General features: G+C 66.3%; 23 protein-coding genes. 6 read left to right on the top strand and 17 right to left on the bottom strand.

Translation table 11 applies throughout. From position 1 onward, the window contains the following. Positions 1-22 precede the first annotated feature (22 nt). Positions 23-1303: a gallate dioxygenase gene (locus QW863_RS33865; protein ID WP_315718220.1), complete on the top strand. Its 1281-nt coding sequence runs from the start codon at positions 23-25 to the stop codon at positions 1301-1303. Between the two features lie 42 nt (positions 1304-1345). On the opposite strand, the gene QW863_RS33860 is transcribed toward QW863_RS33865, so the two are convergent. Next, positions 1346-2503, bottom strand: coding sequence for a PcfJ domain-containing protein (locus tag QW863_RS33860; protein WP_315718219.1), 1158 nt, complete (start codon positions 2501-2503; stop codon positions 1346-1348). A gap of 103 nt (positions 2504-2606) precedes the next feature. Here QW863_RS33860 and QW863_RS33855 point away from each other — a divergent pair, with 103 nt between their 5' ends. Together QW863_RS33855 and QW863_RS33850 are read left to right on the top strand one after the other, a co-directional pair. Further along, positions 2607-3065: a hypothetical protein gene (locus QW863_RS33855; protein ID WP_315718218.1), complete on the top strand. Its 459-nt coding sequence runs from the start codon at positions 2607-2609 to the stop codon at positions 3063-3065. A 19-nt stretch (positions 3066-3084) separates the two neighbouring features. Continuing rightward, positions 3085-4827: a hypothetical protein gene (locus QW863_RS33850; RefSeq protein ID WP_315718217.1), complete on the top strand. Its 1743-nt coding sequence runs from the start codon at positions 3085-3087 to the stop codon at positions 4825-4827. Between the two features lie 223 nt (positions 4828-5050). Here QW863_RS33850 and QW863_RS33845 read toward each other — a convergent pair whose 3' ends face one another. Beyond that, on the bottom strand, positions 5051-6667 hold the full coding sequence (locus tag QW863_RS33845; RefSeq protein WP_315718216.1) for a flavin monoamine oxidase family protein: 1617 nt from the start codon (positions 6665-6667) through the stop codon (positions 5051-5053). A 136-nt stretch (positions 6668-6803) separates the two neighbouring features. On the opposite strand from QW863_RS33845, the gene QW863_RS33840 reads away from it, so the two are divergent. The 3 genes from QW863_RS33840 (at position 6804) to QW863_RS33830 (ending at position 10072) form a co-directional block, all read left to right on the top strand. Beyond that, positions 6804-7208, top strand: coding sequence for a nuclear transport factor 2 family protein (locus tag QW863_RS33840; protein WP_315718215.1), 405 nt, complete (start codon positions 6804-6806; stop codon positions 7206-7208). A gap of 276 nt (positions 7209-7484) precedes the next feature. After that, the gene (locus QW863_RS33835) at positions 7485-8003 is read left to right on the top strand and encodes a hypothetical protein (RefSeq protein ID WP_315718256.1); all 519 of its coding nucleotides are present in this window, start codon (positions 7485-7487) and stop codon (positions 8001-8003) included. 449 nt (positions 8004-8452) lie between these two features. Further along, positions 8453-10072 (top strand): rhodanese-like domain-containing protein, encoded by a 1620-nt coding sequence (locus tag QW863_RS33830; RefSeq protein ID WP_315718213.1) that lies wholly within the window; start codon positions 8453-8455, stop codon positions 10070-10072. A gap of 185 nt (positions 10073-10257) precedes the next feature. On the opposite strand, the gene mmsB is transcribed toward QW863_RS33830, so the two are convergent. The 15 genes from mmsB to QW863_RS33755 all read right to left on the bottom strand — a co-directional run bounded on the left by mmsB (position 10258) and on the right by QW863_RS33755 (position 26971). Further along, on the bottom strand, positions 10258-11448 hold the full coding sequence (gene mmsB, locus QW863_RS33825) for a multiple monosaccharide ABC transporter permease (protein WP_315718212.1): 1191 nt from the start codon (positions 11446-11448) through the stop codon (positions 10258-10260). A 21-nt stretch (positions 11449-11469) separates the two neighbouring features. Then, entirely contained in the window at positions 11470-13020 is a 1551-nt protein-coding gene (gene mmsA, locus QW863_RS33820) for a multiple monosaccharide ABC transporter ATP-binding protein (RefSeq protein ID WP_315718210.1), read from the bottom strand. Positions 13021-13100: 80 nt separating this feature from the next. Continuing rightward, on the bottom strand, positions 13101-14171 hold the full coding sequence (chvE, locus tag QW863_RS33815) for a multiple monosaccharide ABC transporter substrate-binding protein (protein WP_315718208.1): 1071 nt from the start codon (positions 14169-14171) through the stop codon (positions 13101-13103). 109 nt (positions 14172-14280) lie between these two features. Beyond that, complete coding sequence (locus QW863_RS33810; RefSeq protein ID WP_315718255.1) at positions 14281-15162, bottom strand: SMP-30/gluconolactonase/LRE family protein; 882 nt, start codon at positions 15160-15162, stop codon at positions 14281-14283. Then, positions 15162-16241 carry an aldose epimerase family protein gene (locus QW863_RS33805; protein WP_315718206.1) on the bottom strand — a complete coding sequence of 360 codons (1080 nt, stop codon included), beginning with the start codon at positions 16239-16241 and terminating at the stop codon, positions 15162-15164. The genes QW863_RS33810 and QW863_RS33805 overlap by 1 nt, the downstream gene beginning before the upstream one ends. A gap of 4 nt (positions 16242-16245) precedes the next feature. Then, on the bottom strand, positions 16246-17172 hold the full coding sequence (locus QW863_RS33800) for a Gfo/Idh/MocA family oxidoreductase (RefSeq protein WP_315718205.1): 927 nt from the start codon (positions 17170-17172) through the stop codon (positions 16246-16248). Between the two features lie 2 nt (positions 17173-17174). Further along, complete coding sequence (locus QW863_RS33795; protein ID WP_315718204.1) at positions 17175-18104, bottom strand: dihydrodipicolinate synthase family protein; 930 nt, start codon at positions 18102-18104, stop codon at positions 17175-17177. A gap of 9 nt (positions 18105-18113) precedes the next feature. Next, a complete protein-coding gene (locus QW863_RS33790) occupies positions 18114-19850 on the bottom strand; it encodes an IlvD/Edd family dehydratase (RefSeq protein ID WP_315718202.1) in 1737 nt (578 codons plus the stop codon). Continuing rightward, complete coding sequence (locus QW863_RS33785) at positions 19847-20590, bottom strand: FadR/GntR family transcriptional regulator (RefSeq protein ID WP_315718201.1); 744 nt, start codon at positions 20588-20590, stop codon at positions 19847-19849. The genes QW863_RS33790 and QW863_RS33785 overlap by 4 nt, the downstream gene beginning before the upstream one ends. Further along, on the bottom strand, positions 20587-21582 hold the full coding sequence (yjfF, locus tag QW863_RS33780; protein WP_315718200.1) for a galactofuranose ABC transporter, permease protein YjfF: 996 nt from the start codon (positions 21580-21582) through the stop codon (positions 20587-20589). The genes QW863_RS33785 and yjfF overlap by 4 nt, the downstream gene beginning before the upstream one ends. Next, positions 21579-22571 (bottom strand): ABC transporter permease, encoded by a 993-nt coding sequence (locus QW863_RS33775; RefSeq protein ID WP_315718199.1) that lies wholly within the window; start codon positions 22569-22571, stop codon positions 21579-21581. The genes yjfF and QW863_RS33775 overlap by 4 nt, the downstream gene beginning before the upstream one ends. Continuing rightward, positions 22568-24118 (bottom strand): sugar ABC transporter ATP-binding protein, encoded by a 1551-nt coding sequence (locus QW863_RS33770; protein ID WP_315718197.1) that lies wholly within the window; start codon positions 24116-24118, stop codon positions 22568-22570. The genes QW863_RS33775 and QW863_RS33770 overlap by 4 nt, the downstream gene beginning before the upstream one ends. 109 nt (positions 24119-24227) lie before the next feature. Next, positions 24228-25193 carry a galactofuranose ABC transporter, galactofuranose-binding protein YtfQ gene (gene ytfQ / locus QW863_RS33765; protein ID WP_315718196.1) on the bottom strand — a complete coding sequence of 322 codons (966 nt, stop codon included), beginning with the start codon at positions 25191-25193 and terminating at the stop codon, positions 24228-24230. 240 nt (positions 25194-25433) lie between these two features. Continuing rightward, positions 25434-26078 carry a bifunctional 4-hydroxy-2-oxoglutarate aldolase/2-dehydro-3-deoxy-phosphogluconate aldolase gene (gene eda, locus QW863_RS33760; RefSeq protein ID WP_315718195.1) on the bottom strand — a complete coding sequence of 215 codons (645 nt, stop codon included), beginning with the start codon at positions 26076-26078 and terminating at the stop codon, positions 25434-25436. Continuing rightward, positions 26075-26971 carry a sugar kinase gene (locus QW863_RS33755; RefSeq protein ID WP_409977992.1) on the bottom strand — a complete coding sequence of 299 codons (897 nt, stop codon included), beginning with the start codon at positions 26969-26971 and terminating at the stop codon, positions 26075-26077. The genes eda and QW863_RS33755 overlap by 4 nt, the downstream gene beginning before the upstream one ends. Between the last annotated feature and the right edge of the window lie 20 nt (positions 26972-26991).

The following is a 26991-nucleotide window of genomic DNA, read 5'->3' as shown; positions in this document are numbered from 1 at the left end:
CGGCCCATTCGCGGAGGGACACATGGCCCGGATCATCGGCGGCATCGGCGCATCGCACTCGCCCACCATCGGCTTCGCACGCGACACCAACAAGCAGAACGACCCGGCCTGGAAGCCGATCTTCGACGGCTTCGCGGTCGTGCGCGACTGGGTGAAGCAGAAGGACATCGACGTCCTGTTCATGATCTACAATGATCACATCACCTCGTTCTTCTTCGATCACTACTCCGCCTTCGCGCTCGGCATTGACGACCGCTATGTCGCCGCCGACGAAGGCGGCGGACCGCGCGACGTGCCGCCGGCGAAGGGCCACCTCGGCCTGTCGCAGCACATCGCGATGGCGATGATGGCGGACGAGTTCGACATGTCGTTCTTCCAGGGCAAGCCGGTCGATCACGGCCTGCTGTCGCCGCTGTCGATGATGGGCGATGCCAGCGGCCCGTGGCCGGGCATGGTGGTGCCGCTGCAGGTCGGCGTGCTGCAGCTGCCGATTCCCAATGCGAAGCGGATGTGGAAGCTCGGCAAGACCCTGCGCAAGGCGATCGAGAGCTATCCGGAAGACCTGAAAGTGGCGATCTTCGCCACCGGCGGGCTGTCGCACCAGGTTCACGGCGAGCGCGCCGGCTTTCTCAACGAGGACTGGGACAACGAATTCCTCGATCTGCTGGAAAAGGACCCGGAGCGGCTCACTGCGATGCGGATCGCCGACTATGCAATCAAGGGCGGCATGGAAGGCGCCGAGGTGATCATGTGGCTGATCATGCGCGGCGCGCTGTCCGAGAACGTGAAGCTCGTGCACAGGCAGACCTACGCACCGTCGGTGACCAACATCGCTACCCTCGTGTTCGAGGATCTCGGCGGCGCGCCCGACTCGCGGGAGGTCGCGGCCTATCGCGCGCATATCGGACATGAGCTCGCGGGCGCCGAGACGCTGGCTGGTACCTATCCGTTCACCCATGGCCGCAGCCAGGCCAATTTCCGCATCAACGACTTCCTGCACCGGCTCGTCATCCCCGCGCATCGCAAGAGATTCGTTGAGGAATTCGACGCGCTGGCGGACGAGCACGGCCTCACGGACGAGGAGCGCGACCTGATCCGCAACCGGCGCTGGATCGAGATGATCAGGCGGGGCGTCAGCTTCTTCGTGCTGGAGAAGATGGCGGCGGTGATCGGCGTCTCCAACCCGGAGGTCTACGCAGCCTTTCGCGGCGAGACGCTGGAAGCCTTTCTGAAGACCCGCAAGGTCCCGATGCGCTACTCCGTCGCCGGCGGCGCCAAGGCGGCCGCGATCGACGGACATTGATACCGACGTACGAGCTGCGCCGCCCGGCAGGGGCGACGCAGCTCACGTCTGCGGCAGCTCGATCCCGCGCGCCTTGGCCCAGCGCTCCAGGACCTTGCGCTCGTCCGCGTGAGCGACGCGGTTGGCGAACCCGCGGATCTGAACCGCGCGGTGCCGCGGGTTGAGCTCGATCGTCAGCAGCCGCTGCGTCTTGCCGGCGTGACGATAGCGCAGCGACCAGATCGAGGCGTGGCCGGCAATGCACTTGTCCGCGTAGCTCGCGACACAGTGATGCATCGCCCTGGACTCCGCGACGAGATCCTCGGCGGTCCGCAACTGCATGATGACATACGCGTCGCGCGTGGCCGAGCCCTTCGACGGGCTCCATGACCAGTCCGTCAGCGCCGCCCCCCGCCAATGCGCTGGCTCCGCGGTCCGTGCCGCCATGCGGCCACGGGCGATCTCGGCCCGCCGGCGCGCCGCCTCGATGCGCGCGATCACCGCGAGATCACGATGCCATGCGTTCATCAGCCGGCGCAGCGCGGCCAGCGAGCGGCCCTTGAGGCTGAACTGGCGCTCGCGCCGGCGACGATGCGCGATGTAGTCGCAGAGATCGTCGATCTCCTCGCCCGTCGTCGGATGTGCGCAGAAGAACTGCGCCGCCTCGCGCCAGAACGCGATCTCGCCGCGCGGCGTCCGCGCAATCCTGGACCGGGCGATCCGCAACACGATCACCGGATCGCTCGTGTAGGACCGCGCGATCGCCTGCCATATCGCCTCGTCGAAGCCGACCTGCCCGAGCGGATGGAGAAAGGCGTGAACCTCCTTGCGCGACAGCCAGGCCGAGGCGCCTGCCTTGTACAGCGAGCCGCCGCCGGCGGCCGCGATGTACCAGCGCTTGCGCAGGATCGTCTCGTCGCGGCCGAGCCCGCCGTCATCGATCCAGATCAGCTCCAGGTGCTGGGCCACCGAATAGCGGCCAAACAGATGACGCGCAGCCGCCAGCCGCAGCCGCGCGGCGTCGCGCGTCTTCAACTGGGGCTTCCAGCCTTCTGGATCGCGAATGATGTCAGCCTCGAAGCCGCGCCGCGCCTCGCGGATCGCATTGTGCAGATCCGGCGGCGAACGCGTCGGCCGCACCGCGCGGCGCAGCGTCAGCTGATAGGCTTCAACCCGCGCGCGCTCGGCCTCCCGCCGGCGCGCCATCAATGACTGTGCCATGGTCGTTCAACATGATGGAGTGACTGTCAGCCGAACGCACTGCGGGCGTCGGCACGGATCGTGTCGCGCACAGTGGACTTGACATGGCTGATGGCCTCTCGCGTTGAACGCTTTGGGTATTGAAACGGGCGACGCTCATACATCCGAACTGCAGATATTGCAAGCCGTCGTGCCGCTCTTGAGCGCAGGCATGTCACGAGGCATCAGCGGCGGGCACGCCAACGCGATATTCTTTCAGCCGCGCATCATCAGCAAGGCGCGGCCGCTGTTAGTTGCAAACGATTCCATTCATCGACGAGCAGGATGCAGCGCCCAATCAGGCATGCGGCAGAACGTCGCACGCGCCCAACGAATATTTCTCCTCCGCCAGACAGAAACAAACAGACTGGAAAGCCGGCCCGCTGCCCGTTCGATGACGACTTTGCAGCGGCCGACGGCCCGATTGTGTAACTACAAAGCTCCTCACGTCACGACATGCACCATCCCGACGACCTGCATCGAAGCGATACAGGCGAACGCAGATGCATTGCCGGCCAGGATTGTCATGCCGCGACAGCAGTAAAGTGTGAGGAGACGATCGAATGGCCACTAACTTCAATGCGACTGCGCTCGCCAACGGCACGTCCAACCTGCTCACGCGAGCGAGTGCGCTCAATCTGTCGACCGATCTGGTTCAAGCCGGCGTCGTCTTCGACGACGCCGTTCGCATCTCGCTCGGCCTCTATTCCGGCAGTCAAGGCAGCGGCAATTCGAACACCTTCCTGTCGAACTACACCACTGACATCCACGCGGTGCAGAACGATATCGCGGCCATCCTGGCCAACCCGAACGACGTGACGATCGGTGGCGAGACGTTTGCGCTGAACTCCACAGACATCGCCGCGCTGACCAACGTCCAGACCCAGCTCGGCACGCTGCTGACCGCGGCCGCGCAGACCACGAATGCGACGACATTGTCGGCCGCGTCGCAGACCATCCACGCGTTGCAGACCGAGATCCTGTCGGAGATCAACAACGACGCGCATCTGTCGGCGGCACTCAACAACGTCACCTTCACCGCCAATACCGGCGCGACCGACGTTGCGTTCCAGAACCTGCCGGCAGGCGCAGACGATCCGACCACGCTCGCGGCCGCGACGGCGGGCACCAGCCTGAAGGTGGTCGGTGAGGTCTTCAATGCCGCAGTGAGCGTCATCTCCGGCGGCATCAACGCGACCAATCTGACCCAAGTGACCAACGACCTGACGGCCGTGCAATCGGGCCTCACGGCCATCCTCGCCAACGCGACCCTGCTCGCTCAGATCGAAGCCGGAGAAACCACCAACGCGGCAGCCGCCACGACGCTTCATCTCCAGACCGTGCTGAATCAGGTCACGCTGCAGCTCGAGAAATACGATGCCGCCGCCGCGACCGGAAACACCACCGCGCTGCGCGGCACGGCGGACAATCTGCTCGACATCATCGACATCGTCCAGAACGACGCCGCTTTGAACGTCGCGGCCGGCGGTAACGGCAATCCGGGCCACACCGGCGGCTTCGCCGAGGATCCGGGCGGCCTCACCGGCACGGTCACGCGGTTCCAAGACAATCAGGCGCAAACCAATTTCTGGGCCACCTTCGTCGCCGAGGCGAACACGATCAACGCGCAACTGATGGCGATCGTGAACGGCAGCGGTACGGCCAGCCAGGCGCTGATCACGCAGATCGAGAACTACAACAATTTCGGCGCCAGCTTCGATGCCGCCCAGGGCGCCGTGTTCCAGGGCCGTTTCGACAACGAGCTCAACAATGGCACGCTGCAGGCGGACTCCGCCACCGCCATCAAAGGACTGCAGGGCATCCTGAACGGGGATACCGGCGCGGCGCTCACTTCGGACCTCGCGATGCTGACGGCTGCCGGTGAGGGCTTCGTCGCCGACGCGAACGACGTCAGCGGCAACAACATCGCGATCGGCGGGGCGACCTATGTCGGATCGGCAACGACGGTCTCCAAGGCGACATCGGTCGCCGGCCTCGCCCAGGGGACGACGAAGGTCACGGCCACGCCGAACATCGCAAACGGCACCGGCGGTACCAGCACGTCCACGGCCGCGACATCGAGCGGCGGAACCACGACCAAGACCGGGACGACGACCGCGACCAACGCCACCGGCAATACGACATCGACGACCACCAAGACGACCACTCAAGGCTCTTCGCACCATCACCACAACAACACGACGGCCGCCGCCCACAACTCGACCCCCACCCACACGACGGCAGCGGCGCATTCTTCGACCGTCGTCGATCATCACCACCACGCACTGCACCACATCTGGGGCTGATATAGCCGACCGCGCATACCGGACATCAGTCACCGGTCCACGGTAGCTGTCGCGCAGGAAGTCGAGCTCCGCGCCCGCGAGCTGCGCGAGGTTGACCTCGACCTTGTCGCCGAAGCGCAACTGCTCCATGAGCGGGGCGAGGTGCGGCAAGGCCGCCGCCATCGTCAGGATGGTCGGACGTTCGATCTGCAGCTTCATGGTTTGCACCTCGATGCCGTCCGACTCACGACGACACTCTCGTCGGCGGGCGCATCGCCGCTTCCGCCTTCGCCAGCAGCAGACGGTTCGCGGCGAGCGAGAACTCCTGCCAGGCGGCGGCGATGTCGCGCAGGATCGTCTGCAGATAATCCTTCGACGGCTTGTGCTCGAACGGAAAGTTCGACAGCGCGCAGGAGGTGCGGTTGAACGCTATGGCATCGTCGAGCAGCGACTGCATGACATCGCGAAACGGCTTCTGGATCTCGGGCATCAGGGCGGAGCGACCGCGTTCGACGGCGACGTCGCGCATGTCGAAGGTCAGTGCGTCCAGCACCTGCAGCGCCGCAGCGAACACCTGCTCGGTGGCCCCGAGAAGAGCGAGCTGCGTCAGTTGTTCGCGCTGCTGCGCGGCGAGGCTGCGGTTGAGCCGCTGCCGATAGTCGTCGAACGCGGCATCACGCTGCGCGGCGACCCAGGCGCCAAACCAGGCGAGGCTCACAGCGTTGCCCGACAGCCCGTCGCCGATCGCCGCGGCCGGGCGCGGCCCGGCGGTCTCGCCGATCACCCGGGCCATCGCGCGCTCGATACGCCTGGCGGCGTTCAGGGCACCTTCGAGATAGCCGGCCGCGTGGCTTGCGGTTTCGGCGCCACCGAGATGCAACCGCCCGTCCCATAGCGCCCGCCGCAGCATCGGATTGGCGATCTCGCTGTGCTCGCCGCGCGGCGTGGTGCGATCCAGTGCGCTGCAGGTGAAGCGCTCGGCCGCCCAGTCCTGATAGTGCTGCTCGCCGCCTTCCAGCGCGGAGCCGAACAGTTGCACCATCTGGCTGTCCATCAGCAACGGCAGCCCGACGCTGAAGGTCGCCCGCAGATCGGGCGGGAACGCGAGGAAGCCGCCGAGCGCAGCGCGGTCGCCGCCGGCATCGCAGGCATCGAATATCTCGCCGATCACGGCCTGCTCGTGGCTGACGAATGCATTGCCGGACCGGCCCTGGTCGCGCCAATGCGCCTGGTCGTGGGCGATCACGACCTTGGCCTGTGCCGCCATCCAGGTCTCGGCGCCACGCATCGCCTCGAAGGTCGCGTCGTCCAACGCGGGAAAGAAGCCGACGTGGTCGATCAGCAGCCGCGGCGGCAGCGCGAGCACGGCGCGCCTGGCCTCGATCGCGACCGATTCCGTTGCTGTGGCGAAGATCAGCCGCACATGCGTGCCGCAATCGACGATACGCATCAGCTCATGGCCGAGATGGATGAAGGGCTGCGGCAGATCGCGCGCCAGCGCCTCGATCAATTTCGTCATGCCGCCGGAGAGCCGACGCGCGCCCTGGTGGACCGGCGGCCCGCTGATCTGCTCGGCCGGCTTGTCCGCCTCTTCCAGATGGAGGACCGTGCCGTCATCGTGCTGGGCAAAGTCGGACAGGCCGAGCTCCGCGACCAGGCTGGCGAGCAGCGGCTGGGTGTCCGGCCAGAACCAGGTCGGGCCGAGGTCAAGCGCAAGCCCCGCCTTGCTCCTGGCCGACAGCACCCGTCCGCCAAGGCGATGTCGGGCTTCGAACAAAGCGAACGTGCTGCCGCGCTGCTGCAGGCTGCGCGCGAGTGCCATTCCGCACAATCCACCTCCGACAATGGCCGTTTCGAGCATGGCAGGACCTCGGCTGATGCGTTGCGATCGCGTCTCGACCGCGTCCTGCAAAAAGCTTGCAAGTTTTCGCAGGCGCGCGGATGTGCGTTTCCAAACATTGCTTGATTTTCGCACCGGCTTGGCTCACGCCATCACGATGAGCGATGACCGCGAGATCCTGGCCGCCAATGCGGCCTTCTATGCCGCCTTCACGGACGGTGATTTCGCGGCGCTCGTCGCCCTCTGGGCCGATCGCGACGGCATCTCCTGCATTCATCCCGGTTGGCCGGCGATCGTCGGCCGCGCCGCCGTGATCGGCAGCTGGCGCGACATCCTCGCCAACCCGGGTCGGCCGAACATCGTCTGCGCGGATCCGCACGCGATCGTCGACGGCGATCATGGTCACGTGCTCTGCATCGAGCTGGTGGACGGCGCGGCGCTCGCCGCGGCCAATCACTTCGCGCGCATCGACGGCGCCTGGCGGATGATCCACCACCAATCCAGCCCGATCGCGCAGCTCGCAACGCCGGAAGACGACGCCGACGGCCATCGCCTCCACTGACCGCCGCATCTGGCACGAAACTTGATGTGTCCTCCCTGACCGGCAGCAATGTCGGAGATTGTTGATTTTCGTCGCGTCGGATTCGGACCGGATGTCCGTCTCCACGCAAGGCGATCTGCGACGGCTGCGACCAGCAATGTGCAGATGCCGACGGGAGACAGGGATGGCACGCGTTCTGACCGCCTATCTAAAACGCAGCGATGTGCCGACGCGCACAGCGTTGCAGCACGCCATCGACCTCACGCTCGGCCAGGCGCGGGGAGCACTGGGATGAACATCACGGCTCCGCTACAGCCGACCGCGATTCACGCCGTTCCCGCCGAGCTCTGCGGCTGCGGCTTCCGCTTGCTGATGATTCGGCAGTTCAACGTCGGTGCCGTGCCGCCGGCCTTCGCCATCATCGATCAGCGCGTCATGCGCATGCCGCAGCGGCTCGGCCGCCATGGCGTGTCGTTTGCCGCCACGTTCCTGCCCGAGGTGATGGCGTGGCTGATCGATCACCTCGGCCGGCCGTCGCTGCATGACGAGACCGGCCGCTCCTATCGCAATCCGCGCTGGCCGGTGGTGTGCTGGCATGACCAGGAACGCTATTGGCCGAGCGGCGCCGTCACGGTCGAGTGGTTCGCCGAGGTCGCCTTTCAGGATCACGCCTCTTGGATGGCGTTCCGTACCCATTGGCATGACGACCTGATGGGCCGGAATGGCGACGTTGACGCATCCGGTGGAGAAACCGATGCGTGCGAGCGGGACGCGGCGGGAAAGGAATTTGCCGACGACGCGTTGCAGCGAGCATGATTTGCCAAAGTCGCGCGACAGCATGACCGGACCTTGTCCGCGCAATTCTGCCGCGTGATAGTCGAGTGGCTACAGCAGCTCCGGAGGATCTCATGCGCTACGTCTCGTGGTTTGGGGGCTGGCTCGGCACCTTCCGTTCCGAGCGCATGGCGGAGCAGAGGACGACGGGACGAAACGCGGCCGTTCTTCCGAGGCGGTCCGCCGAGCTCTCGAGCGAGGACTTGTTCTACATTGCCATGCTGGGGCCGCACGTCTGACCGGCGCTGCCGCCGAGCGCAATCGGGTGCGGCGGGCTGGACAAACGGTCGTCATGCCGCCACACAAGGGCGACACTCCATGCGCCCCGGCCCGGGCTGCGCGCCGTGATTGTGGGTCCATGCCGCAGGTCTGCTCCACGGACGCATGAACGATGCCGGGGACCGCGGCGGACCTCACCTGCGGACTCCCGAATGACATCGCCGACGCCCTCTCACCTGCCCCGAAATGCATCCGATCAGCCGCGCCAGACGACCCCGACCGAGCTGCGGCGGCGCTGGCGTGCCGGCGAGGAGGTGGCGCTGCTCGATGTCCGCGAGGAGGGCCCCTACTCGCTGTCGCACCCGTTCTTCGCGGTGTCGCTGCCACTGTCGCAGATCGAACTGCGCATCCTCGATCTCGTGCCGCGTCTGAATGTACCCGTCGTCGTTTATGATGACGGCGAAGGCTATGCCGCCCGCGCGGTGCCGCGCATTCATGCACTGGGCTACACCGACGTCGCGATGCTCGCTGGCGGGCTGTCGGGCTATGCGCGCCATGGCGAGGTGTTCCGGGACGTCAACGTGCCGAGCAAGGCGTTCGGCGAATTGGTCGAGGCCATCCGGCACACGCCGTCTCTGTCGGCCGACGAAGCCAAGGCGCTGATCGAGCGCGAGTCGAATCTGGTCGTGCTCGACGCCCGCCGCTTCGAGGAATATCGCACCATGAGCATCCCGCGCGGGGTCAGCGTCCCCGGCGGCGAGCTGGCGTTTCGGGCGCGCGAGCTCGCGCCGTCGCCCGACACCACGATCATCGTCAATTGCGCCGGACGCACGCGCTCGATCATCGGCACGCAGTCGCTGATCAATGCCGGGCTGCCGAACAAGATCTATGCGTTGCGCAACGGCACCATCGGCTGGACCCTTGCCGGCCATCAGGTCGAGCGCGGCAGGACCGCGCGCATGCTGGAGCGGCCAGAGGCGAGCTACGCGACCGCGCTGGCGGATGCCAAGGCCTGGGCCGAGCGCGTCGGCGTCGGCGTGCTCGATGCCGCGACCTTCGCGCGCTATCAGGCCGAGGCTGGGACGCGCACGCTGTATTGCCTCGACGTTCGCACGCCCGAGGACTACGCCGCCGGCCATCCGGCTGGCTTCGCGTCGGCGCCGGGCGGCCAGCTGGTGCAGGCGACCGACGAGTGGGTCGGCGTGCGCGGCGCCCGCCTGGTGCTGTTCGACGATGACGGCGTGCGCGCGCGCATGACGGCGTCATGGCTGAAGCAGATGGGCTGGGACGTGGCGGTCGTGGGACCGGATGTCGTTGGAACGACCGAAACCGAAATCCGCGCCGCACGCCGACCGCCGCTGCCGCAGCTTGGCGACGCGGCGATCAGCGCCGAGCAACTCGCGGCCGATGCGGCGGCGTGGACCATCGTCGATCTCACGCGCAGTCCGAGCTACAAGGCCGGACACATTCCGGGCGCACACTTCGTGCTGGCGTCGCGCTTTTCATCGGATCTCGTCAAGCTGCCAGGCGACGGTCCGATCGTGCTGACAAGTGACGACGGCGCCGAGGCGGCCTTTGCGCTTGCGGATGCACGTGCCGCAACGACGCGTGAGCTCCGCGCGCTCACCGGCGGTACGCGCGCCTGGACGGCTGCCGGCCATGTGCTGGAGAGCGATCGGTCCTCATGGATCTCGCATGCCGACGACGTCTACAAGCGTCCCTATGAGGGCACCGACAACGCCGCGGAAGCGATGCAGGCCTATATCGACTGGGAGCTGCAGCTCGTCGCCCAGCTCGCCAACGACAGCGTGTCGAATTTCCACGTGGTATAGGTCGGCGACGGACTCGACCTCGTCATTCCGGGGCGCGCGCCGCGCGAGCCCGGAATCCATTTCACCGGGGGGCATGAGGACAGATGGATTCCGGGCTCGCGCGACGCGCGCCCCGGAATGACGATGGTGGATGCCGAAGAGCCCCGGCTAAGACGCCCTGTCAGAGAATGTGCGGCGTATAGCGCTCAGCGGCGCTGGTTGTAGACGTCGATGCAGACGGCACCGAGCAGCACCAGGCCCTTGATGACCTGCTGATAGTCGATGCCGATGCCGAGGATGGACATGCCGTTGTTCATCACGCCCATGATCATGGCGCCGATGACAGCGCCGCCGACCCGTCCGACGCCGCCATAGGCCGAGGCGCCGCCGATGAAGCACGCCGCGATGACGTCGAGCTCGAAGCCGAGGCCGGCCTTCGGCGTCGCGGTGTTGAGCCGGGCGGCGAAGATCAGGCCGGCCAGCGCGGCCAGCACGCCCATGTTGACGAAGGTCATGAACACCAGCCGCTCGGTCTTGATACCCGACAGCTTGGCCGCCTTGGCGTTGCCGCCGACCGCATAGATCTGCCGGCCGACCACCGTGCGGCGCGTCATGAAGCCGTACAGCGCGATCAGCGCGGTCATGATGACCAGCACGTTGGGCAGGCCGCGATGCGAGGCGATCAGGTAGGTGAAATACATCAATGCGCCGGCCAGCACGACGTTCTTGGCGGCGAAGAAGCCGAACGGCTCGACCTCGATGCCGTGCTCCACTTCGCGCGCGCGGCCCTTGACGCTGGCATAGACCAGAATGAGCGTCAGCACCGCGCCGATCGCGAGCGACGTGGGATAAAGGTGCGCCGCGCTCGGCATGAACTCAGGGATGAAGCCGGACGACAGCTTCTGGAACGTGCCCGGGAACGGCCCGACCGACTGCCCCTGCAGCAGCGCCAGCGCCAGACCCTTGAACACGAGCATGCCGGCCAAGGTGACGATGAAGGAGGGAATGCCGAAATAGGCCACCCAATAGCCCTGCGCGGCGCCGATCGCGGCGCCGACGATCAGGCAGGCGATGATCGCGAGCGGGAAGTCGATGTGATAGCGCACCATCAGCACGGCGGCGACCGCGCCGACGAAGCCCGCGACCGAGCCGACCGACAAATCGATGTGCCCGGTCACGATCACCAGCAGCATGCCCAGCGCCATGATGACGATATAGCTGTTCTGCAGCACCAGGTTGGTGAGGTTGAGCGGCTGCAGCAGGGTGCCGTCGGTCATGAACTGGAAGAACAGCATGATCACGAACAGCGACAGCAGCATGCCGTAGCTGCGCAGATTGTTCTTCAGGAAGCCGCTATGCGACTTCTCCTCCGGGAGCGAAACCGTCTTGTCGGTCATTGCTGGCGTCCTCCCGACCGCTTACGCGGCCGTCTCCTGGTTCTTGATGGTTTCGTTACGCATGATGGCGCGCATGATCTTTTCCTGCGTCGCCTCCGGCCCGGCGAACTCGCCGACGAAGGCGCCGTCATTCATCACGCAGATGCGGTCGCAGATTCCGAGCAGCTCCGGCATCTCCGACGAGATCACGACAACACCCCGGCCGGCATCGGCGAGCTCCTGGATGATACAGTAAATCTCATACTTTGCGCCAACGTCGATGCCCCGCGTCGGCTCGTCAAGGATCAAGACCTTGGGATCGGTCATCAGCCATTTCGACAGCACGACCTTCTGCTGGTTGCCGCCGGAGAGCTGGCCGGCCTCCTGATAGACGTCGGAGCAGCGGATGCGCATCCGGCCGCGGTAACCGGACGCCGCCTTGAGCTCGGCGATGTCGTCGATCACGCCGTTCGGCGCGACCTGGGATAGGCTCGCCAGGGTGATGTTCTTGCGCACGTCGTCGGCCAGGATCAGGCCGAGCTGCTTGCGATCCTCGGTGACATAGGCGAGGCCGGCATCGATCGCCGCCGGTACGCTGTTGAGATTGACGTCGTGGCCTTCGAGGCGGGCGCGGCCCGTGATGTTGACGCCCCACGAGCGGCCGAACAGGCTCATGGCGAATTCGGTGCGCCCCGCGCCCATCAGGCCGGCGATGCCGACGATCTCGCCGCGGCGCACCTGGAAGTCGACGTTCTTGATCACCTGACGGTCGGTATGCTGCGGATGGTAGACCGACCAGTTCTCGACCGTGAACACGGGCTCGCCGATCTTGGGCTGCCGCTCGGGGAAGCGGTGCGCCATGTCGCGATTGACCATGCTCTTGATGATGCGGTCCTCCAGGACGGGCTCGGCGCGGCAGTCGATGCTGTCGACGCTGCGGCCGTCGCGCAGCACCGTGATGCGATCGGCGACGCGGGCGACCTCGTTCAGCTTGTGCGTGATCAGGATCGAGGAGATGCCCTGCTCGCGGAAGGTGACGAGACGGTCGAGCAGCGCCTGGCTGTCGGCCTCGTTCAGGCTCGCGGTCGGCTCGTCCAGGATCAAGAGCTTGACGCGCTTGGACAGCGCCTTGGCGATCTCGACCAGCTGCTGCTTGCCGACGCCGAGATCGGTGATCAGCGTATCCGGAGATTCCTTCAAGCCCACCTGGGCCAGCAATTGCTGGGTGCGCCGGTAGACCTCGTCGCGATCGATGACGCCGAAGCGCTGCGGCGCGTGCGACAGGAAGATGTTCTCGGCGATCGACATCAGCGGGATCAGCGCGAGTTCCTGATGGATGATGATGATGCCGAGCGCCTCGGAATCGTTGATGTCGCGGAAGCGGCGCTCCTCGCCCTCGAAGATGATCTGACCCTCATAGCGCCCGTAGGGATAGACGCCGCTCAGCACCTTCATCAGGGTCGACTTGCCGGCGCCGTTCTCGCCGACCAGGGCGTGGATCTCGCCCGCCTCGACCGTGAAGCTGACATCGCGGAGCGCCTGCACGCCGACGAAGCTCTTGCTGACGCTGCGCATCTCGAGGATTGCCGTCATCGCTTTGTATCCCGCAACACTGACTGTCCTAGACGAGAGTGGCCGGCGAGCGCAAGACCGCGCTCGCCGGCCGAACGTGATCACTCGACCTGCGACTTCTTGTAGTAGCCGCCCTCGATCAGGACCTTCTCCCAATTGCTCTTGTCGACCACGACCGGCTTGAGCAGATAGGCCGGGACGACCTTGACGCCGTTGTTGTAGGTCTTGGTGTCGTTGACCTGCACCTGCTTGCCGCTCAGCGACGCATCGACCATGTCGGCGGTCACCTTGGCGAGGTCGCGGGTGTCCTTGAAGATGGTCGAGTACTGGTCGCCGCGCAGGATCGCCTTGACCGAGGGCACTTCGGCGTCCTGGCCGGAGATGACCGGCATCGGCTGGTTGCCGCTGCCATAGCCGACGCCCTTCAGCGACGAGATGATGCCGATCGAGAGACCGTCATAGGGCGACAGCACCGCGTCGACCCGCTTGTTGCCGTAATAGGCGCTGAGCAGGTTGTCCATGCGGGCCTGGGCGGTGGCGCCGTCCCAGCGCAGGGTCGCGACCTTGTCCATGCCCTTCTGACCGGACGCCACCACGAGCTTGCCGGAGTCGAGATAGGGCTGCAGCACCGACATCGCGCCGTTGTAGAAGAAGTAGGCGTTGTTGTCGTCCGGCGAGCCGCCGAACAGCTCGATGTTGAACGGGCCCTTGCCGTCCTTCAGGCCGAGCTTGTCGACGATCGACTGCGCCTGCAGCACGCCGACCTGGAAGTTGTCGAAGGTCGCGTAGTAGTCGACATTCGGCGTGTCGCGGATCAGGCGGTCATAGGCGATCACGGTGACGCCCTTGTCCTTGGCTTGCTTCAGCACGTCCGACAGCGTGGTGCCGTCGATCGCGGCGATGACCAGCACCTTGGCGCCCTTGGTGACCATGTTCTCGACCTGCGAGAGCTGGTTCGGGATGTCGTCCTCGGCATATTGCAGGTCGGTGTTGTAGCCGCGCTCCTTCAGCACCTTCACGATGTTGTTGCCGTCGTCGATCCAGCGCGCCGAGGACTTGGTCGGCATCGCGATGCCGACGGTTGCCTTGCCCTGCGCCATTGCGGCGCTGGACAGCGCCACCGCGCCGAGGCCGGCCAGCGCGGCGGCCATGATGGTCTTGAAATTCAGCATGCTTCACTCCCTCTAAGATTTTCAGATTTGAACTAGGAATACGCGATTGCGTATCTCGATACCAGATAGCTGTTAGGCTGAACGACGCTCGACTCGATTGTTCCTCCTCTCAGATCGACAGCTTCACGTCAGGCTCGGCGCGACCGCGGGCGCCGACCTCGAGAAGAAAAGTCTGGCCATGGCCGGGGTCGGCCGCCTTGGCCGCCGCGTCCATGTCCTGCCAGGCCGACGTGACCAGCAGGCGCGACAGACCGCGGCCGACGAAGGCCGGGCAGCTCGCCTGGCTGGCCGGAACCGCGATGCTGCGGAGATGCTCGCCCTGCGGGCTATAGACATCGACACAACCGCCGCCCCAGCGCGCGTTCCAGATGCGCCCCTCGGCATCGACGACCGCGCCATCCAGCCCCCCGACGGCGGCATGGCGCAGCAGCACCTCCGGCTCACCGCACGGCAGGCCCGTCTCCGGGTCGAGTGCGACACGGTAGAGGACGTTCTCGTCGGTGTCGGCGAAATAGCCGATCGTGCCATCCGGCGAGAAGCAGATCGCGTTGGGAATGGTGACGTTGGGGAACAGGCGGATGATCTCGCCGCGATGCAGCGCGTAGATCGAGCCCAGGCCGCACTCGGCGTTGCGGCCCATGGTGCCGATCCAGAACGTCCCGGAGGGATGAACCCGGGAGTCGTTCGACCGCGTCGCCGGATTGTCGGCTTCGAGCGGCAGATACAGGGATAGCGCACCGTCGGCGATGCTGCGGATGTAGAGCCCGTCCTCGGCCACGATCAACTGCCTGTTGGTATCGATACGGCCGAGCGCGCTCGCCATCCTGCCGAGGCCATGGCGGCGGAGTTCGCCGCTGCCGATCTTGGCCTCGAACAGCAGGCCTTCGCGAATGTCGAACCACCAGGCGGTGTCAGTGTGGGGATCGTAGGTCGGCCCCTCGCCGAGATGGCAGCGCTCGTCGCAGAGGATCGTGGTCGGCACCTGCTCCATCATGCGGACGCTCCCGCGGTCGAGAAGCGATACACCGTCTCGTGCTTGTAGACGTCATCGGGCGCAAGACGCGCGCTGGGAAAATCCGGACGGTTCGGACTGTCCGGCCAGACCTGCGGCTCCAGGCAGAGCGCGTCGGATTGACGATAGACACGCCCCTTGCCGGTCACGGTCCCGTCAAGATAGTTGCCGGAATAGACCTGCAGGCCGGGCTGATCGGTCAGCAACTCCATGACGCGCCCCGAGCGCGCGGACGCCAGCCGGGCGGCCAAGCGCACCCCCGCCTGCTGTCGAAGGCAGAAATTATGATCGTAGCCGCGACCGCATTTGATCTGCGGGTCGTCAGCGCGGATGCGGGCACCGACCGCATGCGGCTCGCGGAAATCGAACGGCGTGCCGGCGACGGCGTGCGGCGGCCCTTCCAGCGGGATCGCGGTCTCGTCGATCGCGAGATAATGGTCGGCTTCGACGGTCAGACGATGATCAAGGATGTCGCTGCCGGCGGCCAGGCCATCGAGATTGAAGAAGCTGTGGTTGGTCAGGTTGACCACCGTCGTCCGGGTGGTCCGGGCGCTGAAGCTGACAGCCAACTCCATCGGCCCGGTCAACTGATAGGTGACACGAACGTCGAGCCGCCCCGGATAATTGGCCTCGCCGTCGGGACTGACATAGAGCATCGTGACCGAGGGCTGGGCGCCGTCTTCGGTCGCGACGATCTGCCAGAGCTTGCGGTCGAAGCCGTCGGGACCGCCATGCAATGCATGTGCACCATTATTGGCGTCGAGGCGCAGATCCTGACCGTCGAGCGAAAAGCGCGCCTTGGCGATGCGGTTGGCGTAGCGCCCGACCGTCGCACCGAAGAACTTTCGGAGCTTGACGTAGCTCAGCAAGTCGTCATGACCGAGCACCACGTCATCGACAAGCCCCTGCGCATCCGGCACCAGCAGCGTCTGCAGCGCCGCGCCGTAGGTGATGATGCGCGCCTCGAAACCGTGAGCGCCACGCAAGGTGACGCGCTCGACCTCGCGGCCGTCCGGCAGGCTGCCAAACACATCCCTGGTGATCCGCGCTTCTGGCATCGCTCTAGTCCTCGAACGGCTCGACGAATTGCCGGCGGCCGAGCAGGAACGCATCGGCCACCAGCCGCAGCGGCGCAAGATCGACGTCGCTCGCGCCGGTCTTCGTCAGTTCGACGAAGCGACGATAGAGGCCGGGATATTCGCGTTCCTTCTCGTCGACCATCGGCTGATCGTCCGCGGTCATCCGCGCGCCGCCGAGCGACAGCTTCAACTGCCCGGCGTCGGTCTCGATCCGGATGTCCCAGCTCTGCGGCCCGGTCTGGCGGAAATCGAACTCGGCCGCGATCGGCAGGTCGCTGGCTGTCGACAGTGACAGGTTGGCCGCGATCGGCGCCTGGCGGTTGGACGGAAACGACAGTTCGGCCTCGGTCAGGAACACCGGCTCGGGCAGGATGCGGGTCAAGATCGACAGCGCGTTGATCCCCGGATCGAACACGCCGAGCCCGCCCGGCTCCCAGATCCAGGCCTGTCCGGGATGCCAGACGCGCACGTCCTCCTTCCAGTCGATCCGCACGCTGCGGATCTGACGCGACGACAGCCACGCGCGCGCCGGCTCGACGGCCGGCGCATAGCGCGAATGCCAGGTCGCGAACAGCGTGCGCTGCTTGGCAGCCGCGAGCGCGATCAATGGATCGAGCTCGCTGACCGCCGCACCCGGCGGCTTTTCCAGCATCACGTGCTTGCCGGCCTCGAGCGCGGCCTGCGCCTGCGCGCGGCGCACCTGCGGCGGCGTGCATAGCGAGACGGCGTCGATCTCCGGCCCGTCGCGCAGCAGCTCCTCGATGGTGCCGAAATGCGGCAGGCCTGGCAGAGAGGCGTTGCGGCTCGCCACCGCCGTCAGGGTCACGCCCTCGGTGGCGGCGATCGCCGGCACGTGCTGATCCCTGGCGATCTTACCGAAGCCGACGATGGCGACACGAAGCTCACTCATCTCTAGCGTCCCCAGCGCAGCACGACTGGGTCGAGCCGGCGCGCAATCTCGATCAGTCCCTTCTGGGTCGCCGGATGAATTGGCGGCTGCGGCGCTCGCAGCGTGTCGTGGCGGATCACGCCGCCTGCCTTCATCAGGATCTTGCAGGTGGCAAGCCCGCACTGCCGGTTCTCGTAGTTGATCAGCGGCAGCCAGCGCTCATAGGCCGCCGCCGCGGCCTCGCGGTCGCCCGCGAAATACGGATCGATGATCTTGCGAATGCCATCGGGATAGCCGCCGCCGGTCATCGCGCCGGTGGCGCCCGCGTCGAGATCGGCCATCAGGGTGATTGCCTCCTCGCCGTCCCACGGACCTTCGATCGCCGGGCCGCCTGCCTCGATCAGCGCGCGCAACTTGTCGGCCGCACGCGGCACTTCGATCTTGAAATAAGCGAGGTTCTCGATCTCCTTGGCCATGCGCGCCAAGAACGGCACCGATAGCGGCGTGCCGGCGACCGGCGCGTCCTGCACCATGATCGGGATCGAGATCGCGTCGGAGACGCCGCGATAGAATTCATAGATCGAGGTGTCCGGCACGCGGAAGGTCGCGCCGTGATAGGGCGGCATCACCATGACCATGGCAGCGCCCTTCTCCTGCGCCCGGCGCGAACGCTCGGCGCAGACAAAGGTCGAGAAATGCGTCGTGGTGACGATGATCGGCACGCGGCCGGCAACATGCTCCAGCACCGTGGTCATCACCAGATCGCGCTCGTCATCGGTCAGCACGAACTGCTCGGAGAAATTGGCGAGGATGCAGATGCCGTGCGAGCCGGCATCGATCATGAAGTCGATCGCTCGCTTCTGGCCTTCGAGGTCGAGACGGCCGTCGGCGTCGAACACGGTCGGCGCCACCGGGAAGACTCCCTTGTAGAGCTTTTTGGCGGAAGCGGTCATGGGCCCCTCTCAGTGATTGTCGCGCGGCACGGGCGAGCCGGTGCGGCCGACGAGGAAATCGAAATCGACGCCGCGATCGGCCTGCAGCACGTGATCGATGTAGAGCTTCTGATAGCCGCGGGCCGCATGCGGCTTCGGCGGCGTCCAGGCGGCGCGGCGTGCGGCCAGTTCCTCGTCGCTGACATGCAGATGCAGCCGGCGCGCGGCGACGTCGAGCGTGATCATGTCGCCGTTCTTCACCAGCGCCAGCGGTCCGCCGACGGTAGCCTCCGGCGCGACATGCAGCACCACCGTGCCGTAGGCCGTGCCGGACATGCGCGCATCGGAGATGCGGATCATGTCGCGCACGCCCTGACGCAGCACTTTCGCAGGCAGCGGCATGTTGCCGACCTCGGCCATGCCCGGATAGCCCTTCGGCCCGCAGTTCTTCAGCACCATGATGCAGGACGCATCGATGTCGAGATTGTCGTCGTCGACCGCGTCATGCATCTCCTCGACGCTCTCGAACACGACCGCGCGTCCCGTATGGTTCATCAGTTCCGGCGAGGCCGCCGACGGCTTGATGACAGCGCCGTTGGGGGCGAGATTGCCGGTGAGAATGGCAATGCCGGCTTCCGTCTTGAACGGGGTCTCGAACGGCGTGATGACCTCGGCGTTCCAGTTCGGAGCCTCGGCGACATTGTCCCACAACGTCTTGCCGTTGACGGTGCGCGCGTCCTTGTGCAGCAGGCCGCGCTCGCCGAGCGCACGCAGCACCGCCGGCAGGCCGCCGGCGTAATAGAAGTCCTCCATCAGGAAGCGGCCCGACGGCATCAGGTCGACCAGGCAATGCACGTCGCGGCAGAGCCGATCGAAATCATCGAGCGTCAGCTCGACGCCGACACGGCCGGCGATCGCGAGCAGATGCACGACGGCATTGGTCGAGCCGCCGATCGCGGCCAGCGTGCGGATCGCGTTCTCGAACGCCTGGCGCGTCAGGATATCCGACGGCTTGAGATCCTCGCCGACCATCTGGACGATGCGCCGTCCGGCCATGCGGGCCAGCAGGTTGCGCCGCGCATCCGCAGCCGGAATCGCCGCATTTTCCGGCAAGCCGATGCCGAGCGCCTCGACCATCGAGGCCATCGTCGAGGCCGTGCCCATGGTCATGCAGCTGCCGGCGGAGCGGTTCATGCCGGCCTCGGCCTCGTGGAATTCCTTCAGCGTGATCTCGCCGGCACGCAGCTGCTCGCTCATCGAGATGATGTTGGTACCGGAGCCGATGATCTGGCCACGATAGACGCCGCGCAGTTGTGGGCCGCCCGAAACACCGATCGCAGGCAGGTTGGCCGAGGCGGCGCCCATCAAGAGCGCCGGCGTGGTCTTGTCACAGCCCATCAGCAGCACGACGCCGTCGAGCGGGTGGGCGCGGATCGCCTCCTCGACATCCATCGAAGCGAGGTTACGGAACAGCATCGCGGTGGGGCGCATCGTCACCTCGCCGAGCGAGGAGACCGGAAACTCCAGCGGATAGCCGCCGGCATCGAGCACGCCCTGGCGGACATGCTCGGCGATGACGCGGAAATGCGCGTTGCAGGGTGTCAGCTCCGACCAGGTGTTGCAGATGCCGATGACCGGACGGCCCTCGAAGCGATCCTGCGGCGTGCCGCTGTTCTTCAGGAACGAGCGATAATAGAAGCCCATCTTGTCCTGGCGGCCGAACCACGCCTGGCTCCGCAGCGTCTTCTTCTCGTTGTCGTTGCTCATTCCCGGTCCGTTCGTGCAGCCGACTGGGCATGGCGCCGCCGGCCGTTGTAGATGACTTCAATCATGGCCTCGGAGGCGCCGTCGGCGTCTCCATCCGCGATCGCGTCGATGATGCGCTGGTGCCAGACCAGCACGGTGTCGCGATCGGCGGTCTCGATCGGGGCGCTCAGGACGAACGAGGCGCGCAACGCGGCCTCGATGACAGCGCCGATCGAGCGCATGAAGGGATTGCCCGAGGCGTTGGCGACCGCGATGTGCAGCGCAAGGTCAGCCTCGGCGAAAGCGACCGATGTCGATGGCTCGCGCTCCATCTGCGCCATCGCCTTGCGCATCGCCGCGACGTCGTCATCCGTACGGCGTTCCGCCGCGAGCGCCGCGGCGCGCGGCTCGATCGCCAACCGGATCTCGGCGAGGTCGGCGAGGAAGCGCTTGTCGATGCCCGCGTCGAGGTGCCAGGCGAGCACGTCGGGATCGAACATGTTCCAGTCCGAGCGTCCGCGCACCACGGTGCCGACGCGGGCCTTGGTCGACAGCAGACCTTTTGCAACGAGGGTCTTCACGCTCTCGCGCAGCACCGGCCGTGAGACGCCGAAGGTCGCGGTCAGTTCGGCATCACCCGGCAGCCGCGCCCCCTCGGCCAATCGGCCGGAGATGATGTCGATGCCGATGCTGCGGGCGACCTCGGCATGGTTGGAATGCGCGCGCCGGGTCGGAATCGAGACGATGTGCGACGTCGTCATGTCGGCGCCCCCATCGGCTTGGCCCCTGCCGGCTTGACGGATGAGCGGCGCGCGAGCGCCATCAGACCTTGTTGCAACGCAATGAAGACGAACAACAGAACCCCCGTGGCGATCTTGGTCCACCAGCTCGACAGCGTGCCGTCGAAGTTGATGTAGGTCTGGATCATGCCCTGGATCAGGACGCCAAGGAAGGTGCCGATGACCGAGCCTTGTCCGCCCGTCAACAAGGTTCCGCCGATCACCACGGCCGCGATTGTATCGAGCTCGACGCCAACGGCCGAGAGCGAGTAGCCGGCCGCGGTGTAGAACGAGAAGACGATGCCGGCGAGGCCCGCAAGCACGCTCGACAGCATATAGATGCGGATCGTCATCGGCCCGACCGGAATGCCCATCAGGGCTGTCGCCACACGGCTGCCGCCGAGCGCGTAGACGTTGGCGCCAAACCGGGTCAAATGCAGCAGCAACGCGCAGAGCACCAGGATCACGAGCATCGCCATCGCGATCGCGGTGAGCCGTCCGCCGCCTGGCAGCCGGATCGCAAAGTCGGAGACGGCACTGTAGATCGGAGCGGTGATCGGAATCGACTCGGTCGACAGCAGGAAGCTGACGCCGCGCGCCAGGAACATGCCCGCGAGCGTCACGATGAAGGGCGGCAGCTCAAATACGTGAATGACCGCCCCCATCGCGGCGCCGAACAGCGCGCACAGCACGAGCACCATTGCGAACGCGGCAAACGGCGGAATGCCCCAGCGCTCGACCGCCAGAGCCACGAACACCGTCGTGAAGCCGATCACCGAGCCGACCGACAGATCGATGCCGCCGGAGATGATGACGAAGGTCATGCCGGCCGCGACGATGCCGAGGAAGGCGTTGTCGGTGAGCAGATTAGCGACGACGCGGGTCGAGGCGATGTTCGGGAACTGCAGCGCGCACAACGCGAAGCCGGCGACCAGCACGAACGCCGTGATCGCAACCGAGGTCGAGGCCTTCATGGCTTGGTCCTCCGCCAGCGCGCGGTGAAGCGCGAGAGATCGCCGAGCCGCGGCGATTGCGCCAGCAGCACGGCAAGTACGACGACGGCCTTGACCAGCAGATTGAGCTCCGGCGGATAGCCCGACAGCAAAATGCCGGTGTTCATGGCCTGGATGATCAGCGCGCCGGCCACCGCCAGCACCAGGCTGAAGCGGCCGCCAAACAGCGAGGTGCCGCCGATCACGACGGCGAGGATCGCATCGAGCTCGAGCCACAGCCCGGCATTGTTGGCATCCGCCCCCATGATGTCGGCGGCCGCAATGACGCCCGCGAGCGCGGCGCACAGTCCGCACCAGACATAGACCGACAGGATCATGGCGCGGGTGCCGACGCCCGACAGCTCGCTGGCGCGCGCGTTGCCGCCGGTCGCCTCGATCAAGAGCCCGAGCGCGGTGCCGCGCACGACCGCCCCCGTCACCAGCAGCATGCCGATCGCGATCACGACCGGCGTCGGCAGGCCGAGCACGGCGCCGTTGCCCATCCAGACCAGATCGGGCGAGGTGAAGGTGACGATCCGACCTTCCGTGATGAGCTGCGCGATGCCGCGTCCTGCGACCATCAGGATGAGCGTGGCGACGATCGGCTGGATACGCAAGAAGGCAACGAGGATGCCGTTCCAGAGCCCGCACACCAGACCGACAGCGAGCGCGGAGCCGATGACCACCGGCAGCGAATGCGTATCGGCGAGGCTCGCCGCAGTAGCGCCCGCGATCGCCATCACGGCACCGACCGAAAGGTCGATGCCTCCGGTCGCGATGACGAGCACCATGCCCAGCGACAGCAGCGCCACCGGCGTGCCGCGGTTCAGGACGTCGATGACGCTGCCGAACAGCCGGCCGTCCTGCAGATGGAGATTGAAGAACTGCGGCGACACCGCGCGATCGATGATCAGGATCAAGATCAGTGCGAGCGCTTGTGCCAGGCCACGGCGGGGAATGCGAAGCGTCATGATGCGGCCTCGCGCACGGCCTCGGTATCCGCAGCGATCGCCGCAAGAATGCTGGAGACCTCGACGGCGTCGCCCTTCAGCTCCTCGACATGGGCGCGGTCGCGCAGCACGATGACGCGGTTGGAATAGGTCACGATCTCGTCGAGCTCGGAGGAGATCACAAGCAGCGCCAGCCCCTGCTCGCACAGCTCGCGCACCAGCCGGATGATCTCGGCATGGGCCCCGACGTCGATGCCGCGCGTCGGCTCGTCCAGAACGAGGAGCTTCGGCGACGTGGCGAGCCAGCGCGCCAGCAGCGCCTTCTGCTGGTTGCCGCCCGACAGCAGCCCGATCGGACGTTCCGGATCCGGCGGCCGGATGTCGAGCATGCGGATGTAACGCATCGCGATCTCGTCCTGCTCGCGCCGCGACAGTGGCCGGTGCAGGCCGCGCCGCGCCTGTAGCGCCAGCACGATGTTCTCGCGCACGGTGAGGTCGGCAACGATGCCCTCCGTCTTGCGCTCTTCCGGACAATAGCCGAAGCCGAGCCCGGCGGCATCGCGCGGCGAATTCAGCCGGACGGTCTCGCCGTTGACGGTGGCCGCGCCGCTGTCGGCGCGCTCGGCGCCGAACACGAGCCGTGCCGTCTCGGTGCGTCCGGAGCCGAGCAGGCCGGCGAGCCCGACCACCTCGCCGCGGCGCAGCTCGAGATCGAACGGCGCAAGGTAGCCCTGCTTGCCATAGCCCTTGAAACTGATGCAGACCTCGCGCGCCCTGTCCGGCTGGCTCGCTGCGCGTTCGTGGGTGGTCTCGGCCAGCTCCCGCCCGAGCATCATGCGGATCAGGTCGAGCCGCGGCAGATCGGCAATCTCGCGCGTGCCGATCAGCCGGCCGTTGCGCAGCACCGTGACGCGGTCGCAGATCTCATAGACCTGATCGAGGAAGTGGCTGACGAAGATGATGCCGATGCCATCAGCCGCGAGCTTTCGCATCACCTTGAACAGGATCTCGACCTCGTGGCGGTCGAGGCTCGCCGTGGGCTCGTCGAGAATGAGGACGCGCGCCGACAGATCGACGGCGCGCGCGATCGCCGTGATATGCTGGACCGCGACCGAGTAGCTCGAAAGCGGTGCGCCGACGTCGATGTCCAGCCCATAATCCAGCAGCAGCGCATGCGCGCGCCGCCGCATCTCGGCCTCGCGCACGACGCCGAACCGCGTCGGCTGCCGGCCGAGATACAGATTTTGCGCCACCGAGAGGTTCGGCAGCAGATTGACTTCCTGATAGACGGTGGCGATGCCGGCATCGACCGCGTCCTTGGCCGAGCGCGGCGCGATCTCCCGATCGGCCAGCCGCACGGTGCCGGCGTCCCGCGCGAAAACGCCGGTGACGACCTTGATCAGCGTCGACTTGCCGGCGCCATTCTCGCCGAGCAGCGCGTGGATCTCGCCCTCACCCAGCATGAAGTCGACATCCTGCAGCGCCTTGAGCGCACCGAAGCTCTTGGTGAGGCCGCGGATCTCCAGAAGAGACGGACGCATCGCCGGCGGAGCTGAAGGATCAGACATGACGAACTACTTGGGCAAGACCGGAAAGTCGACGCCCGCACGCGATGCGGGCGCCACGATTGATTTCCGTCGTCCCGGCAACAGCCAGGACGACGGCGAGATCTTCGGCTCAGTAGCCGAGCCCCTTCTTGCTGTCGTAGACCTTCTGCGGATCGTCAGTCGCGGTGTAGAGCTTCGATTCCGTCTGGATCCACTTCGGCGGAACGGTGCCCTTCTCCTTGAAGGCCACGATTGCGTCGAACGCCGGGCCCGCCATGTTCGGCGTCAGCTCGACGGTGGCGTTGGCTTCGCCGGCGGCGATCGCCTTGAAGATGTCCGGCACGGCGTCGATCGAGACGGTCAGGATGTCCTTGCCCGGCTTGAGCCCGGCTTCCTTCATCGCCTGGATGGCGCCGACCATCATGTCGTCGTTGTGGGCATAGACCGCGCAGATCGACTTGCCGCCGTTCTCGGCCTTGATGAAGCTTTCCATCACCTCCTTGCCCTTGGCACGGGTGAAGTCGCCGGTCTGGCTGCGAACGACCTTCAGGTTGGCGTTCTTGGCGACGACGGCGTCAAAGCCCTTCTTGCGGTTGGTGGCGACGCTGGCGCCGACCGTGCCCTGCAGCTCGACGACGTTGCAGGCCTTGCCGCCGACCGTCTTGGCGAGCCACTCGCCTGCCACCTCGCCCTCGTGCACGCTGTCGGAGGTGACGGCGGTCAGATAGAGGTCCTTGCCGGAGGGATCGATGTCGCGGTCGAGCAGCACGACCGGGATCTTGGCTTCCTTGGCTTCCTTCAGCACCGCGTCCCAGCCGGAGGCCACGACCGGCGCGAGGAAGATCGCGTCCACGCCCTGGGCGATGAAGGAGCGGATCGCCTTGATCTGGTTCTCCTGCTTCTGCTGGGCGTCGGCGATCTTCAGGTTGATCTTGCGCTTGGCGGCTTCAGATTTCGAGACCGAGGTCTCGGCGGCGCGCCAACCGGACTCCGATCCGATCTGCGAGAAGCCGACGGTCAGCTCAGCGGCGCCAGCAGACGTGGCAAGCAACAAGGCGGCCGTTGCCGAGGCCGCAAAGAGGGCTTTCAGGGTCATCAGACGTTCTCTCCCAAAAAGGTACTGTTTTTTGATGCGCCGCCGCGAACAGCGGTGCCGACGCACCTATTCACCCGCCTCGACGGCCGGTGACGTCCGTTATTCCACGGAACACTCGGGATGACTAGTCATATTATTTGACTGTAATACTTTTTGAGAATGACAAGCGCCGACGGAGGCCTACGCTGCCGAAGATGAACGTCGGACACAAACAAAATTTTAAGTTGTGGACAGGCCAGATCAGCGCAGCTTCGTCGCCTCGCGGGCGCGCTGCTCGATCGCAGCCCAGGCCCCGGCCTTGATGTCGGCCGCGGGGGCGACCCAGGAGCCGCCAATCGCAACGACCTTCTTATGCGCCAGCCATTGCGCAGCGTTGCCGGCATTGATGCCGCCCGTCGGGCAGAACCGTACGTTGGGGAACGGCCCGGCCAGCGCATCCAGCGCGGCGAGCCCACCGGCCGGCACCGCAGGAAAGAACTTCACCAGCTCATAGCCGCGCGTCACGCAGGCGATGAGATCAGAGGCGGTCTGAATGCCCGGCGCGAACGGCATTTCGCCCGCATTCGCGGCATCGAGCAGGCCGATCGACAGGCCCGGACTGATCGCGAAGGCTGCACCGAGCCCGGCGGCGCGCTCGTAGTCCGCCGGCGTCAGCACCGTGCCGATGCCGACAACGGCGTCCGGCACCTCATCAATGATCGCGCGTGCGGCATCGAGCCCCGCCTGCGTCCGCAAGGTGATCTCGATGACGCGGAGACCGCCGGTAACGAGCGCGCGCGCAAGCGGCACGGCATGCGCGGCGTCCTCGATCGTGATCACCGGAATCACCGGCGCCAGAGCGAACACCGCATCGAGCTTCGTGCGCTTGTCCAAATTGTTCATCATGCCTCGCTCATCGTCAGAATGTCCCGCGGCATCGCGGTGGCCGGGATCACGGCTCCCGGCGCCATGATCACGGCGCCGGCAAGCCGGTGGCCGGCCAACGCCGCCTTGCGGGGCGGCGCGCCCTTGATGCGCGCGGCGAGATAACCCGCATTGAAGGAATCGCCGGCCGCCGTGGTGTCGATCGGCTTGAGCACCGCAGGCGGCGCGATGTCGACCAGCACACCATCGGCATGGATCAGGCAGCCGCGTGCGCCGCGCTTGACGACGACCTCGCCGACCCCGGCTTCCTTGAAGCGGCGCAGGCTGACGGAGGCGTCGGCATCGCCGAACAGCATCTGCTCATCCTCGAGCGTCGGCAGCGCAACGTCGACCAGCGGCAGGATCGCGCGGAACGCGCGCTGCGCCACCTCGCGGCTGGCCCAGCCGCGCGGCCGGTAGTTGCCGTCGAAGACCACACGCGCGCCGCGCTTGCGCGCCACCGTCAAGAGCTCACGCAGCTTGGCCTTGCCGGTCTCGCCATAGAGCGAGAGGCTGATGCCGGAGAGATAGATCCAGTCGAAGCGGGAGAGCCTGTCGAGCATGTCGCGGTCGGCGCGATCGAACAGCTCGCGCGCCGGCGCGCGGTCGCGCCAATAGAGGAAGCTGCGCTCGCCCCGGGCATCGCGCTCGATCATGTACAGGCCGGGCACGCGGCCCTCGACCTGCAGCACCTCCGAGGTGTCGATGCCCTCGGCCTGCCAGGCCGCCAGCATCATGGCGCTCAAGGGATCATCGCCGAGCGCCGTGACGTAGGAGGTGGGCACGCCGAGCCGGGCCAGATAGAGCGCCGTGTTGAGCGTGTCGCCGCCGAAGCCGCGCCGGAACAGCGAGCCGTCCTCCTGCGCAAACTCCACCATGCACTCTCCGATGCAGG

It is taken from the genome of Bradyrhizobium sp. SZCCHNR1017 (assembly GCF_032381375.1).
Lineage (GTDB): Bacteria > Pseudomonadota > Alphaproteobacteria > Rhizobiales > Xanthobacteraceae > Bradyrhizobium.
This window is presented reverse-complemented; position numbering and strand designations above follow the sequence as displayed.

What these genes read in the sequence shown, in the direction of transcription:
- QW863_RS33865 (WP_315718220.1), top strand. Translation starts at nt 23, where the DNA reads ATGGCCCGGATCATCGGCGGCATCGGCGCATCGCACTCGCCCACCATC.
- QW863_RS33860 (WP_315718219.1), bottom strand. Translation starts at nt 2,503, where the DNA reads ATGGCACAGTCATTGATGGCGCGCCGGCGGGAGGCCGAGCGCGCGCGG.
- QW863_RS33850 (WP_315718217.1), top strand. Translation starts at nt 3,085, where the DNA reads ATGGCCACTAACTTCAATGCGACTGCGCTCGCCAACGGCACGTCCAAC.
- QW863_RS33845 (WP_315718216.1), bottom strand. Translation starts at nt 6,667, where the DNA reads ATGCTCGAAACGGCCATTGTCGGAGGTGGATTGTGCGGAATGGCACTC.
- QW863_RS33840 (WP_315718215.1), top strand. Translation starts at nt 6,804, where the DNA reads ATGAGCGATGACCGCGAGATCCTGGCCGCCAATGCGGCCTTCTATGCC.
- QW863_RS33830 (WP_315718213.1), top strand. Translation starts at nt 8,453, where the DNA reads ATGACATCGCCGACGCCCTCTCACCTGCCCCGAAATGCATCCGATCAG.
- mmsB (WP_315718212.1), bottom strand. Translation starts at nt 11,448, where the DNA reads ATGACCGACAAGACGGTTTCGCTCCCGGAGGAGAAGTCGCATAGCGGC.
- mmsA (WP_315718210.1), bottom strand. Translation starts at nt 13,020, where the DNA reads ATGACGGCAATCCTCGAGATGCGCAGCGTCAGCAAGAGCTTCGTCGGC.
- chvE (WP_315718208.1), bottom strand. Translation starts at nt 14,171, where the DNA reads ATGCTGAATTTCAAGACCATCATGGCCGCCGCGCTGGCCGGCCTCGGC.
- QW863_RS33810 (WP_315718255.1), bottom strand. Translation starts at nt 15,162, where the DNA reads ATGGAGCAGGTGCCGACCACGATCCTCTGCGACGAGCGCTGCCATCTC.
- QW863_RS33805 (WP_315718206.1), bottom strand. Translation starts at nt 16,241, where the DNA reads ATGCCAGAAGCGCGGATCACCAGGGATGTGTTTGGCAGCCTGCCGGAC.
- QW863_RS33800 (WP_315718205.1), bottom strand. Translation starts at nt 17,172, where the DNA reads ATGAGTGAGCTTCGTGTCGCCATCGTCGGCTTCGGTAAGATCGCCAGG.
- QW863_RS33795 (WP_315718204.1), bottom strand. Translation starts at nt 18,104, where the DNA reads ATGACCGCTTCCGCCAAAAAGCTCTACAAGGGAGTCTTCCCGGTGGCG.
- QW863_RS33790 (WP_315718202.1), bottom strand. Translation starts at nt 19,850, where the DNA reads ATGAGCAACGACAACGAGAAGAAGACGCTGCGGAGCCAGGCGTGGTTC.
- QW863_RS33785 (WP_315718201.1), bottom strand. Translation starts at nt 20,590, where the DNA reads ATGACGACGTCGCACATCGTCTCGATTCCGACCCGGCGCGCGCATTCC.
- yjfF (WP_315718200.1), bottom strand. Translation starts at nt 21,582, where the DNA reads ATGAAGGCCTCGACCTCGGTTGCGATCACGGCGTTCGTGCTGGTCGCC.
- QW863_RS33775 (WP_315718199.1), bottom strand. Translation starts at nt 22,571, where the DNA reads ATGACGCTTCGCATTCCCCGCCGTGGCCTGGCACAAGCGCTCGCACTG.
- QW863_RS33770 (WP_315718197.1), bottom strand. Translation starts at nt 24,118, where the DNA reads ATGTCTGATCCTTCAGCTCCGCCGGCGATGCGTCCGTCTCTTCTGGAG.
- ytfQ (WP_315718196.1), bottom strand. Translation starts at nt 25,193, where the DNA reads ATGACCCTGAAAGCCCTCTTTGCGGCCTCGGCAACGGCCGCCTTGTTG.
- eda (WP_315718195.1), bottom strand. Translation starts at nt 26,078, where the DNA reads ATGATGAACAATTTGGACAAGCGCACGAAGCTCGATGCGGTGTTCGCT.